Source organism: Rhodococcus sp. MEB064, from assembly GCF_000834565.1.
Classification (GTDB): Bacteria; Actinomycetota; Actinomycetes; order Mycobacteriales; family Mycobacteriaceae; genus Rhodococcoides.
The window spans coordinates 75,899-88,006 of record NZ_JXQS01000008.1 but is presented as its reverse complement, the minus strand read 5'-3'; the positions used below and the strand labels follow the sequence as shown (position 1 = coordinate 88,006).

The window sequence follows — 12,108 nt, the reverse complement described above, 5'->3', positions numbered from 1 at the left end:
GCGCTACACGAAGGCGGAGAAGCCGGTCACTCCCCTGCCGACGATGAGATTGTTCATCTGGGAGGTGCCTTCGTACGAGTAGAGGGCTTCCGCGTCGGTGAAGAATCGGATGACGTCGTAGTCGAGAACGATGCCGTTGCCGCCGAGGATCTCTCTCGCCCAGCCGACAACCTCGCGGAGCCGCGTGGTGCAGTAGCTCTTGCTCAACGCGGCGTGCTCGTCGTGATGGACCCCGGAATCCTGGAGCTGAGACACCCGCAGCGCCATGCCGATGCACGCCGTGATGTTTCCGGCCATGCGGGCGATCAGGTCTGAGATCAACTGGAACGACGCGATGGGCGCACCGAACTGTTCGCGTTCCTGCGCGTAGGCAACGGCCTTCTCGAAGGCCCCGATCATGACGCCGACAGCTCCCCAGGCGACTCCCCCGCGAGTCAGCGACAACACCTTCGCGGTGTCGGCGAAGGAATTGGCGTGCTCGAGCTTGTTCGCGACGGGCACTCGGCAGTTCTCGAAGTACAGGTCGGCGTTCTCGACGGCGCGGAGCGAGTACTTGCGTTCGATCTTCTCGGCGCGGAACCCCTCGAACTCCTTCTCGACGACGAAGCCCTTGACCTCTCCGTCCGCCTCGTCCTTGGCGTAGACGATGACGAGGTCCGCGAACGTCGCGTTGCCGATCCACCTCTTGCTGCCGTTGAGGACCCAGTGATCCCCGTCGAGGCGTGCCGTCGTCTCCAGACCGCCGGCGACGTCGGATCCACCGTGCGGCTCCGAGAGCCCGAAGGCGCCGATTTTCTCCATCCGCCTCATGGCGGGCAGCCACCTATCCTTCTGCTCGTCTGATCCCAGGATGGCGATGCTGCTCATCGCGAGGCCGCTGTGGACGGTGAACATGGTTCCTGTCGACGGATCCACGCGGGAGAACTCCATCCCGAGCCACCCGGTGAACACCTTCCGGGCGGGCTCCCGACCGTCGAACTCGTATTCGAGCCCGACGATTCCGAGCTCCGCCAACCTCGGCAGCAGGTGTACCGGCGACTGCGCCTTCTCCCAGAACTCGTTGGCACGCGGGGCGACCTCGTCCTCCAGGAACTGACGAACCGTGAGCACGATCGCCGATTCCTCGTCGGTGAGCACTCCTTGGTAGCCGAACATGTCGGCGGCCAGGAAATCCGGTGACAGGGGTCCCAGCGGTTCGTGCTTGCTCATGTACAACTCCTGAGGTCGTGACAGCGATCGATGCGGTTACCCGTCACCGTGGTACACGGTTACCCCGGATGTCGGTGAATCAGACGGATTCGTCCCGGCATCGATCACGCACTCGAGGTGTTCTCGAGGGGTCCACGGCTCTTGTACGGTCGGCGTCGAGGGTGCAGGCTCGACAGAGAGAATCACCTGTCGATGCAAAGGAAACGACATGACACTGTCCGCACAGCACTCGTCCCGCACTGCTCTGGTCACCGAATCGGATTGCGACCTCGCCGAGTTCCACCGGGTCGTCTCCGCGACCACCGATCCGGCGGACTATCCGTATTCGTCCTCCGTGGAGAGCAACGTCCTCTTCTACGACGCCGCCACGCTCGACACCGCGGGCGATCGCGTCGGCCTCCAGGACGAGATCGCACGGGCACTGCTCGACGGCCCGGGGATCGTGGTGTTCCGCGGCGCCGTCACGAGCGATCACGCGTTTCGAGAGGTCACCGAGTACTTCGAGTCCGTCGTCGAGCGCCAGCGCCGCGACGGCACGGGCAGCGGCGACCACTTCGCGAAGCCGGGCGCGAACGACCGCGTCTGGAACGCACTGCAGAAATTGGCGCTGGAGGCGCCCGAGCTCTTCACCCGGTACTACTCGAACGATGTCCTGGCCCTCGTCGCCGAAGCGTGGCTCGGACCGATGTACCAGGTGACGTCGGCGGTGAACGTCGTCAATCCTGGTGGTGCCGCACAGAATCCCCACCGTGACTATCACCTCGGGTTCATGGACCCCGCGACCGCATCACGCTTCCGGGCCCACGTCCACCGGTTGTCGCCGGCATTGACGCTGCAGGGCGCGGTGGCCCACTGCGACATGCCCATCGAGAGCGGGCCGACGATGTATCTGCCGTTCTCCCAGCACTACGAACCCGGGTACGTCGCATTCGGTCTACCCGCCTTCCAGGAGTACTTCGCGCAGAACTACGTGCAACTGCCCTTGAGTAAAGGCGACGCGGTGTTCTTCAATCCGGCTCTCTTCCACGCCGCCGGTCACAACACGTCGACCTCGATCAAGCGCATGGCCAACCTTCTGCAGATCTCGTCGGCGTTCGGGCGAGCGATGGACAGCGTGGACCGCGAGGCCATCGTGACCTCCATCTATCCCTCGCTCCAGGAGTTCGCGGCGACCCACGGCGAACGGTCGGTCGCGAATGTGGTGGCCGCCTCGGCCGAGGCGTATGCATTTCCGACGAACCTGGACCTGGACCCGCCGCTGACCGGCCTGGCCGCCGAGACGCAGGCCGAGCTGGTGCACAGGGCACTCGACGAGAACCTCTCCCCCGACGAGTTCGCCGACGAGGCGGCCGCCATGAGTACCCGTCACCGGCCCTGACGTCTCTCGGTTGTGCACCGGCTCTCTCGCCGGGCGATAGTGGGGGCGTGAAGGACGACACGGACGCCTCGACGAGCACGGACACGAACGACGACACCGAGCCCGCGCCCACGATCGGGCGAGGCCTGGTGCTGCTGCTCGCCGTCACGTGCGGCGTCCTGGTCGCAAACCTGTACTACGCGCAACCCCTGCTCCACAGCATCGCGCGCTCGTTCGACGTCGACAACGCCACCGCGGGCATCCTGGTCACGACCGCACAGATCGGGTATGCGGTGGGCCTGGCGTTCCTGGTGCCGCTCGGCGACATGATCGAGCGGCGGCGCCTCATCGTGACCGCGGCGGTGGTGTGCGCGATCGCCGACGCTGCCGCCGTCGCCGCCCCCGCGTTCTCCGTCCTCGCGGCAGCATTGATCCTGGCCGGTATCGGCGCGTCCGCAGCCATGGTGATCGTTCCGTTGAGCTCGGCGCTCGCCGCGGAGGAGGATCGCGGGCGCACCGTCGGCACGGTGATGAGCGGACTGCTGACGGGCATCCTGCTGGCACGGACGGTGAGCGGGTTCTTGTCCGAAGTCGGCGGGTGGCGCTTGGTGTTCGCAGTCGCGGCCGTCGTCATCGCGATACTCGCCGCGGTCCTGTGGCGCTTCGTTCCCGTCTCGACTCCGGTGGTGACCGAGTCCTACCGCGGCATCCTGGTGTCCATCCTGACGTTGGTCCGCACCGGCCGCGAGCTTCGCCTCAGGATGGCTCTGGGTGCGTTGCTGATGGCGTCGTTCTCCGTCATGTGGACCGGCCTCGCCTTCCTACTTGCCGCTCCCCCGTTCTCGTACGGTGACGCCGTCATCGGACTCTTCGGCATCGCCGGGGTCGCCGGCGCAGCGATCGCTCCTGTCGCCGGCCGGATGGCGGATCGAGGACGCGGACGCCTCGCCACGACGCTGTGCCTGACCGTGCTGCTCGCGAGTTGGGTTCCGCTGTATCTCGGATCCGGGAGCGGTGCCGTGTGGGCCGTTGTCGTCCTGCTGGTGGGCATCGTGGCCCTGGACCTCGGAACGCAGGGTGCCCACATCGCCAATCAGAACGTCGTCTTCGTTCTCGACCCACCAGCGCGCAACCGCCTGAACACGGCGTACATGGTCAGCTACTTCGCCGGGGGCGTGGTGGGGTCGAGCGCGGCGTCGCTGAGTTGGTCGATGGGCGGATGGACCGCGCTGTGCATCGCCGGCGCCGGTATGTCGGCTGCCGCGCTGGTGGCGTGGGGGCTGTGGCGGACGGCGTCATCGGGGAGTGTTGTAGGGAGTGACTACGTGCACGGGTGACGGCGAATCCTGGACCCCGTGCACGGCGCCTGCCGACTGCATCAGGAGGCGGCACGCCAGCCGCGCGTCTGCGCGCAGATCGTGATGGAGGACGGCGCTGATCGACCGGTCCGCCAGCAACCGACGATTGTCCGCGTCGAGATCGTGCGCGATGAACACCCGGCACCGTCGGCCGACACGCGCGAACGCCCGCACCGTCGCGAGGTTTCCGCCACCGATGGAATAGACACCCTCGATGTCCGGGTGCGCCTCGAGTGCGGCGACGACCAGATCCTCGACCGTGTCGTCGAGACCGCTGCTGCGCGCGATGTCGACGACGGGGCGGGTCACACCCGACGAGGTCGCCCGCAGCGCCCGCCGGAAGCCGATCTCACGGTCACCCTCGTTGCGGAAACTGTTGTGACTCAACGTGACCAGCACGGCCGCGGGCGACTCTCCGAGCCACTGGTCCACCAGGTACGCAGCCGTTGCTCCGGCCGCGTGGTCGTCGATGCCGACGTAGGCGATACGCGCGCTGGAGGGCACGTCGCTGACGTAAGTGACGACGGGTATCCCCGACGCCGACAGGACGTCGAGCGCACGCGCCACCTCCGGTTCGTCCGGCGCCTTGACGATCACGCCGTGCGATCCTCGAAGTCGGATGCGGTCGAGAGTCTCGAGCATCGCCTCCACCGACTCGGTCTCCCGGAAGTGGAACCGCGAGCGGACGACGGCCGGGGACAGCATCGGAAGTTCCGACTCGATCGAGGCTCGCACCTGCGCGCAGAAGCGTTCGGGTGCCTGCATCACCACGTCGAAGAAGAACTTGCGCCCTGACAGTCGTAGCTGGCTGCGCTGCTTGTCCAGGTCCGCGATCGCCTGGCGCACCTCTGCGCGGGTGTCCTCGCGGACGCCGGGACGCTCGTGGAGAACTCGGTCGACGGTCGCCTCGCTCAGCCCCGACTGCTGCGCGATCTCCCGAACCTTGTAGCGATGGCCCACAGCCGTGTCCTCTCGAGGTGTTTTTGATGCCTCCAGAGTGTTGATCACACGGACGAGTACCGCAAGACTTCTCGGGTGAGCACACTTCTGCACGACACTGTCGTTCTCGTCAGCGGCGGAACGTCCGGTGTCGGTGCGGCCGTGGTGCGCGCATCGCTGGCCGCCGGTGCCCGTGTCGCCTTCAGCGGCCGTCGCGACGACGTCGGAACGTCGATGGAGCACGAGCTTCGCGCACAGGGGCACGACGCCACCTATATCCGCGCCGACGTCGCCGACGCCGCAGACGCTCTGGCGAGCGTGGCGCGAACCATCGAGGTGTACGGACGGGTGGACGCCGTGTGCAATGCCGCCGGCCTCACCTCCCGCGGAACGCTGATCGACACCACTCCCGAGCTGTTCGACGACCACATCGCGGTCAACCTGCGCGGCCCGTTCTTCGTGATGCAGGCGGCGGTCAAGGACATGCTCTCCCGCTCGGCACCGGGAACGATCGTGAACATCGGCTCGCTCAGCTCTCGGGGCGGCCAGCCCTATCTCGCGCCCTACTCGGCGGCGAAGGCCGGACTGGCCGGACTGACGAAGAACGCCGCCCACGCCCACCGGTGGGACCGCATCCGCATCAACGCCCTCGACATCGGATGGACGGAGACCGAGGGAGAGACCCTGACGCAGAAGCGTTTTCACGATGCGGACGACGACTGGGTCGCCGACGCCTCGGCCGCGCTCCCGATGGGCAAGCTCGGGCAACCGGACGAGATCGCCGACTTCGTGGTGTTCCTGCTGTCGGCGCGCAGCGGTGTGGTCACGGGATCGGTCATCGAATGGGACCAGCAGGTAGTAGGAGGACAGGACTGATGAGTACACAGGCACGAATCGGAGTCATCGGATTGGGGCGCATCGGCGCATTCCACGTGGAGACTCTCGCCGGTCTGGACGGAGTGTCGAGCCTCGTCGTCACCGACGGCCGACCCGATGTGACGGACACGGTCGCCGCGAAGTACAACGCGGAAAAGGTCGACGGAGTCGACGCGATGTTGTCCGCCGGTGTGGACGGCATCGTCATCGCGGCAGCCACTCCCGCGCACGCCTCCCTGCTGCTCGCCGCCGTCGACGCCGGCATTCCCGTCTTCTGCGAGAAGCCGCTGGCCTTCACCGCAGCCGAGAGCCGAGCAGTGGTGGACGGCATCGCGTCGTCGGACGTCCCGGTACAGATCGGGTTCAACCGTCGGTTCGACCCCGCCGTGGCAGCAGCCGAGCGCGCGGTGCGAGGAGGCGAACTCGGATTCCTGCACACCGTCCGTTCCACGACACTCGACCCCGCTCCCCCACCGATGGCCTACATCGCGGAGTCCGGCGGCATCTTCCGCGACTGCAGCGTCCACGACTTCGACGTCGTCCGCTGGATCGTGGGACGAGAGGTGGTCTCGGTCTTCGCCGCCGGCTCCAACCAGGGTGATCCCGCCTTCGCCGCGGCGGGCGACGTCGACTCCGCCACCGTCCTTCTCACGTTCGAGGGCGGCACCGTCGGCGTCGTGTCGAATTCCCGCTACAACGGCCGCGGGTACGACTGCCGGCTCGAGGTGCACGGCAGCGAGGACACCGTCGTTGCCGGTTGGGACCCGCACTCGCCGGTGCGCAACATGGAAGCGGCACAGGGTTTCCCGCACGGTGAGATCTTCCCGGCGGACGCGCCGCACTCGTTCTTCATGGACCGCTTCGCGCAGTCGTACCGTGACGAGCTGACAGCGTTCCTCGACGTCGCCGCCGGAACCCGCCCGTCACCCTGCACCGCACAGGACGCTCTCGAGGTCGCCTGGATCGCCGAGGCCGCCACCGAATCATTGCGCCGAGGCGCACCCGTCACCCTGGAAGAGGTTCGCTCATGACCGCAGCACCCGTACGTATCGCCGGAGCCCCCATCTCGTGGGGTGTGTGCGAGGTCCCCGGCTGGGGCTACCAGATGGACAACGACCGCGTCCTCCGCGAGATGCGCGACGCAGGACTCACCGCGACGGAGAACGGTCCCGAGGGCTTCCTGCCCGCCGATCCCGCCGCCCTCGCGGCGACTCTGGCGGGACACGACCTGACCTCGGTCGGGGGCTTCGCTCCTGTTCTGCTGCACGAGGAGTCGCATGACCCGGTGCCGACCATCTCGTCGCTGCTCGACGGCTTCGTCGCGGCGAACGCCGACGTCATCGTCCTCGCCGCCTCCACGGGCCAGGAGGGCTACGACGCACGTCCGACCCTCACCGCCGATCAGTGGACCGTGTTGCTGCGCAACCTCGATCGTCTGGCTGCGGCCTCGGCGGACCGCGGCATCCTCGCTGTCGTCCATCCCCATGTCGGCACCATGATCGAGCAGCGCGACGAGGTCCACCGCGTGCTCGACGGATCGTCCATCCCGCTGTGCCTGGACACCGGTCACCTGATGATCGGCGGTACCGATCCGGCCGAATTGGCCACTGCGGCAGCCGATCGCATCGCCCATGCTCACCTCAAGGACGTCGACGCAGCACTCGCGGCGCGGGTCCAGGCCGGAGAACTGACCTACACCGACGCCGTCCGCGCGGGTATGTACCGGCCTCTCGGCACCGGTGACGTGGGCATCGGCGGCGTCGTGGACTCGCTCCTCGACGCCGGCTACACGGGCTGGTTCGTGCTCGAGCAGGACACCATTCTGACCGGCGAGCCCGAAGGTCCCGGCCCCATCACCGACGTCATCGCCAGCGTCGGGTACCTCCGCGACGTGGTGGCGGCCCGACGGATTACGGTGTGACAACGCCCGAACCGAAAGCTGCGACCCTGCGCATCGGGGTTCTGGGAGCGTCGCGTATCGCGGAGCAGGCCATCGTCGGTCCGGCCCACGCGCTCGGTCACCGGCTGGTGGTGGTGGCGGCACGCGATCGCGGCCGGGCCGAGGCGTTCGCCGAGCGGTACGGCGTGGAACGCGTCGCGGACAGCTACGACGCGGTCGTCGACGATCCCGAGGTGGATGCCGTCTACAACCCGTTGGCCAACGCCCTCCACGCCGAGTGGAACATCCGCGCCCTGCGTGCGGGCAAGGCCGTCCTTACGGAGAAGCCGTTCGCACGCAACGTTTCCGAGGCGAGCGAGGTGCGCGAAGTAGCGCGTGAGACCGGCGGCATCATCGTCGAAGGGTTCCACTATCTCTTCCACCCGGTGACGCGTCGACTGCTCGAGATCGCCGAGTCCGGCCGGCTGGGTCGGCTCACCGGCGTCGACGTCGTCATGGCCATGCCCGAGCCCGCCGACGGCGACCCTCGGTGGTCCCTCGACCTCGCCGGCGGTGCGATCATGGATCTGGGCTGCTACGGCCTGCACGTGCACCGCATGCTCGCCGACGCCGCCGAAGGGCCGCCGCGCGTGGTCTCCGCGACGGCGACCGAACGTGACAAGGGCGTCGACGAGACGTCCACCATCGAGCTCGAGTTCCCGAACGGCGCTCGCGGAACGGTCGCCAACTCGATGGTGCACTCGCAGTTCGAATTCACCGTCCGACTGACGTTCTCGGACGGCTCCGCGTTCGCGCCCGACTTCATCAAGCCGAACTCCGACGATCGGGTCTCGGTCACGGACGCGTCGGGAACCACGGTGGAGCATCTGGGGACCCGCCCGTCCTACGAGTACCAACTCGAGGCGTTCGCGGCCCACGTCCTGCACGGCGCGCCGATCCCGTTGGGAGCCGACGACGCGGTGGCGACCATGGAATTGGTGGACGCCGCGTACACGGCAGCAGGCCTCCCTCTCCGCTAGACACCGACGACGGCCCCGCACCTCTCACCGGTGCGGGGCCTTCGGTCGTTCGTGCAGTTCTGCTCACAGGCGCGGACCGCACGGCAGGCACATCCGGCCGTGACGACACGGGTTGTGTGCAGAGACGACACGGGCCCCGCACCTCGAGGAGGTGCGGGGCCCGTGAGCGCAGGTGTCAGCGACGCAGTTCGTGCGTGAGCGTCTCGAGCTCGTCGCCGCCGGCCATCTCCTTGGTCAGGTCGTCGAGGCTGATCTCGTCGTACGAGCAGTCGAGCTTCTGACGGCCGCGGTTGAGGAGGACGAAGTGGTCACCCACCATGTACGCGTGGTGCGGGTTGTGCGTGATGAACACGACGCCGAAGCCCTGCTCCTTGGCTGCCGAGATGTAGCGCAGCACCATGCCGGACTGCTTGACGCCCAGCGCGGCGGTCGGCTCGTCGAGGATCAGGACGCGGGCGCCGAAGAAGATGGCGCGGGCGATGGCCACACACTGACGCTGACCACCGGACAGCGACCCGATGGGGGCGTCGACGTCGGGCAGGTCGATGCCCATCTTGTGCAGCTCTTCCTTCGTCGTGGCCCGCATGGCGGCCGCGTCGAGGGTCTTGAGGACGCCCTTCTTCCGCAGCTCCTGGCCGAGGAAGAAGTTGCGCCACACCGGCATCAGCGACACGACGGCGAGGTCCTGATAGACCGTGGCGATGCCCTTGTCCAAGGCGTCCTTGGGCGAGCCGAACTTGACGGCTTTCCCGTCGACGAGGAGCTCGCCCTCGGTCTGCTGGTGCAGCCCGGCCATGATCTTGATGAGCGTGGACTTGCCGGCGCCGTTGTCGCCGAGCACGCCCGTCACCTCACCGGCGCCGACGCGGAGGTTGATGCCGCCGAGCGCGATGATGTTTCCGTAGCTCTTGCCGACGTTCTTCAGTTCGATCAGAGGGGTCTTGCCGCCGCTGTTGTCGGACTCGACGGGGGTCTCGATGGTTGCACTCATGTCAGGTGTCACCTTTTCGCAGCGTAGGAACGGAAGCTGTTGTTGGCGATGACGGCGAAGAGCAGCATCGCACCGAGGAAGAACTTGAACCAGTCCGGGTTCCAGCCCGCGTAGACGATGCCCTGGTTGGTCATACCGAAGATGAACGCTCCGATGGCGGCGCCGATCGCGGTACCGAACCCTCCGGTGAGCAAGCATCCGCCGATGACCGCGGCGATGATGTAGAGGAACTCGTTGCCGACGCCCTGTCCGGACTGCACGGTGTTGAAGGCGAAGAGCAGGTGCATGCCGACGAACCAGGCGCAGAAACCGACGAACATGAACATGCCGATCTTGACCTTCGTCACCGGTACGCCGATGGCCCGCGCCGAGTCCTGGTTGCCGCCCACGGCGAAGACCCAGTTACCGATGCGCGTCTTCATCAGCACGAACGTGGTGAGAAGGGTGAACAGCAGCCACCACACGACGGTGATGCGGACCGAGACACCGAAGATGGAGAACGAGGAGGCGAAGACCTTCTTGGCGGACTCGAAGCCGGCCATGTCGGAGATCGACTGCGTGGCGACCTGTCCGGTGACCAGCTTGGTCACCGCGAGGTTGATTCCGGTGAGCATCAGGAACGACGACAGGGTGATCAGGAAGGACGGGATCTTGGTCTTCATCACCAGATACCCGTTGAGGAAGCCCACGCCCAGCGCGAGGACCAGCGCCAGCAGCGATCCGATCCAGACGTTGAGGTGCAGGTTGTAGGCGAGCATCGATGCCGCGATGGACGAGAACGTCACCGCCACACCGGTCGACAGGTCGAACTCGCCGCCGATCATGAGCACCGAGACGCCGCAGGCCATGATGCCGATGGTCGAGGATGCGTAGAGCACCGTCGCCAGAGCTTCGGGGCTGCGGAACGGCGGCGCGACGATCGCGAAGAACACGAAGATGATGATGGCGCCGAACAGCGCACCGATCTCCGGGCGTACCAACAGCCGCTGGAACGGCTTCTGCTTCTTCACGCGCTCGTCGGTCACGACGGTGTGCGTGGCGAGATCGAGATCTGCCTGTGTGGACATGGACTTCCTTACCTGACGGTGGATTCTCTGCGCTGACGACCGTGTGACGTCCCGGCCGAGAAGCAGGGCCGTGGCGGAACATCGCCGTGTCATGACGATGTAATACGCATCACAGCCATAAGTCAATACTTTGTTCGGACATTAGGACTGCAGGGGTGACATATGGGCCCGGGTCACGGTGTCACCCAGCGCCCCGCCGCCACCGACTCGGTCATGGCGTCCAGTATCTCCGAGCTGCGTACCGCGTCCCGCACCGTGGCGCCCACGGGACGATTCTCCGCGATCGACTGCAAGAACCGTGCCGCTTCCACGACCTTCAGGTCGTCGTAGCCCATCGCCGAGGCGGATCCGGGCTGGAACGCGCCGTATTCGCCGGCATCCGGACCCACGAACACGGTCGACATCGGCTGATCCTGGAAGAGCGATCCGGTGCTCAGCACCAGCTCGCCCATCCGCCGGAAATCCCAGGACAGCGCGCCGCGCGTTCCGTGGATCTCGAAGCCGTAGGAGTTCTGCTCACCGACCGACACACGACTGGCCTCGAGAACGCACCGCGCACCCGACGCCATCCGCAGCTGCGCCGACACGAAGTCCTCGTTCTCCACCGCACCCTTCTCGCCACCGCTCGACCGGGTGTGGCCGCTGGTGGCGCCGGTGGGCTTGGACCGCTGCGGGATGAACACGGCCGTGTCCGCGACCAGGGAGGCGATGTCGCCGAGGAGGTACCAGACCAGGTCCGCCCCGTGGGATGCCAGATCCCCCAGCACTCCGCTGCCCCCACGTTCGCGCTCGAAACGCCAGCTCAGGGCGCCGTCCGGATGTGCTGCGTAGTCGCTGAAGAACCGGAAGCGGGCATGCGTGATCTCGCCGATCTCACCGGACGCGATGATGGCGCGAGCCTGCTCCACCGCCGGCGCATTGCGGTAGTTGAAGCCCACCGCCGTCTGCACGCCCGCCTTCTCCGCAGCGATCGCCACGGCGCGCGCATCGTCGGCGGACAGCCCGACGGGCTTCTCGATCCAGAGATGCTTCCCCGACTCCGCCACCGCTACACCCATGTCCCGGTGCAGGAAGTTCGGCGACGTCACCGACACGGCGCCGACGGACGGGTCCGAGAGAACGTCACGCCACGACGTCGTCGAGGACGCGAACCCGAACTGCGCCGCTGCCTCCTCGGCTCGACCGGGCACCTCGTCGGCCACCGTGGCCAGAACGGGCAGGGGCCGCAGGGACGGGTAGTGATGCCGGACCCGGCTGTAGGCCTGGGTATGGACACGGCCCATCCAGCCGAACCCGATGACGGCAACTCCGATAGCGGTGGGACGGGAATTCGACAGGGCGTCGGACATGAGTGCGCTCCAGGCGTGAGAGGGATTGGACCGTTCCAAAAGG

At 66.9% G+C, this 12,108-nt stretch carries 11 protein-coding genes; 6 read left to right on the top strand and 5 right to left on the bottom strand.

The window, feature by feature from the left end; genetic code table 11:
* Positions 1 to 3 precede the first annotated feature (3 nt).
* Positions 4 to 1,209 carry an acyl-CoA dehydrogenase family protein gene (locus RU01_RS03670; protein WP_042573150.1) on the bottom strand — a complete coding sequence of 402 codons (1,206 nt, stop codon included), beginning with the start codon at positions 1,207 to 1,209 and terminating at the stop codon, positions 4 to 6.
* 208 nt (positions 1,210 to 1,417) lie between these two features.
* On the opposite strand from RU01_RS03670, the gene RU01_RS03665 reads away from it, so the two are divergent.
* Positions 1,418 to 2,587, top strand: coding sequence for a phytanoyl-CoA dioxygenase family protein (locus tag RU01_RS03665; RefSeq protein ID WP_042573149.1), 1,170 nt, complete (start codon positions 1,418 to 1,420; stop codon positions 2,585 to 2,587).
* Between the two features lie 47 nt (positions 2,588 to 2,634).
* Entirely contained in the window at positions 2,635 to 3,903 is a 1,269-nt protein-coding gene (locus tag RU01_RS03660) for an MFS transporter (RefSeq protein ID WP_042573148.1), read from the top strand.
* On the opposite strand, the gene RU01_RS03655 is transcribed toward RU01_RS03660, so the two are convergent.
* Positions 3,862 to 4,884 carry a LacI family DNA-binding transcriptional regulator gene (locus RU01_RS03655; protein WP_042573147.1) on the bottom strand — a complete coding sequence of 341 codons (1,023 nt, stop codon included), beginning with the start codon at positions 4,882 to 4,884 and terminating at the stop codon, positions 3,862 to 3,864. The genes RU01_RS03660 and RU01_RS03655 overlap by 42 nt on opposite strands.
* A 75-nt stretch (positions 4,885 to 4,959) precedes the next feature.
* Here RU01_RS03655 and RU01_RS03650 point away from each other — a divergent pair, with 75 nt between their 5' ends.
* The 4 genes from RU01_RS03650 to RU01_RS03635 are packed head-to-tail and all read left to right on the top strand — an operon-like array spanning position 4,960 to position 8,658.
* A complete protein-coding gene (locus RU01_RS03650; protein WP_042573146.1) occupies positions 4,960 to 5,739 on the top strand; it encodes an SDR family oxidoreductase in 780 nt (259 codons plus the stop codon).
* The gene (locus RU01_RS03645) at positions 5,739 to 6,770 is read left to right on the top strand and encodes a Gfo/Idh/MocA family protein (protein WP_042573145.1); all 1,032 of its coding nucleotides are present in this window, start codon (positions 5,739 to 5,741) and stop codon (positions 6,768 to 6,770) included. The genes RU01_RS03650 and RU01_RS03645 overlap by 1 nt, the downstream gene beginning before the upstream one ends.
* Complete coding sequence (locus RU01_RS03640) at positions 6,767 to 7,660, top strand: sugar phosphate isomerase/epimerase family protein (RefSeq protein ID WP_042573144.1); 894 nt, start codon at positions 6,767 to 6,769, stop codon at positions 7,658 to 7,660. Before RU01_RS03645 ends, RU01_RS03640 begins: the two co-directional genes overlap by 4 nt.
* Positions 7,657 to 8,658, top strand: coding sequence for a Gfo/Idh/MocA family protein (locus tag RU01_RS03635; protein ID WP_231568588.1), 1,002 nt, complete (start codon positions 7,657 to 7,659; stop codon positions 8,656 to 8,658). Before RU01_RS03640 ends, RU01_RS03635 begins: the two co-directional genes overlap by 4 nt.
* 175 nt (positions 8,659 to 8,833) lie before the next feature.
* On the opposite strand, the gene RU01_RS03630 is transcribed toward RU01_RS03635, so the two are convergent.
* The 3 genes from RU01_RS03630 to RU01_RS03620 form a co-directional block, all read right to left on the bottom strand.
* Positions 8,834 to 9,649: an ATP-binding cassette domain-containing protein gene (locus RU01_RS03630; RefSeq protein ID WP_042573143.1), complete on the bottom strand. Its 816-nt coding sequence runs from the start codon at positions 9,647 to 9,649 to the stop codon at positions 8,834 to 8,836.
* An 8-nt stretch (positions 9,650 to 9,657) separates the two neighbouring features.
* Positions 9,658 to 10,716: an ABC transporter permease gene (locus RU01_RS03625; protein WP_042573142.1), complete on the bottom strand. Its 1,059-nt coding sequence runs from the start codon at positions 10,714 to 10,716 to the stop codon at positions 9,658 to 9,660.
* A gap of 173 nt (positions 10,717 to 10,889) precedes the next feature.
* A complete protein-coding gene (locus RU01_RS03620; RefSeq protein ID WP_042573360.1) occupies positions 10,890 to 12,065 on the bottom strand; it encodes a Gfo/Idh/MocA family protein in 1,176 nt (391 codons plus the stop codon).
* Positions 12,066 to 12,108 lie beyond the last annotated feature (43 nt).

Coding starts and splice junctions, on each gene's coding strand:
- RU01_RS03670 (WP_042573150.1), bottom strand. CDS start 1,209: ATGAGCAAGCACGAACCGCTGGGACCCCTGTCACCGGATTTCCTGGCC.
- RU01_RS03665 (WP_042573149.1), top strand. CDS start 1,418: ATGACACTGTCCGCACAGCACTCGTCCCGCACTGCTCTGGTCACCGAA.
- RU01_RS03645 (WP_042573145.1), top strand. CDS start 5,739: ATGAGTACACAGGCACGAATCGGAGTCATCGGATTGGGGCGCATCGGC.
- RU01_RS03640 (WP_042573144.1), top strand. CDS start 6,767: ATGACCGCAGCACCCGTACGTATCGCCGGAGCCCCCATCTCGTGGGGT.
- RU01_RS03630 (WP_042573143.1), bottom strand. CDS start 9,649: ATGAGTGCAACCATCGAGACCCCCGTCGAGTCCGACAACAGCGGCGGC.
- RU01_RS03625 (WP_042573142.1), bottom strand. CDS start 10,716: ATGTCCACACAGGCAGATCTCGATCTCGCCACGCACACCGTCGTGACC.
- RU01_RS03620 (WP_042573360.1), bottom strand. CDS start 12,065: ATGTCCGACGCCCTGTCGAATTCCCGTCCCACCGCTATCGGAGTTGCC.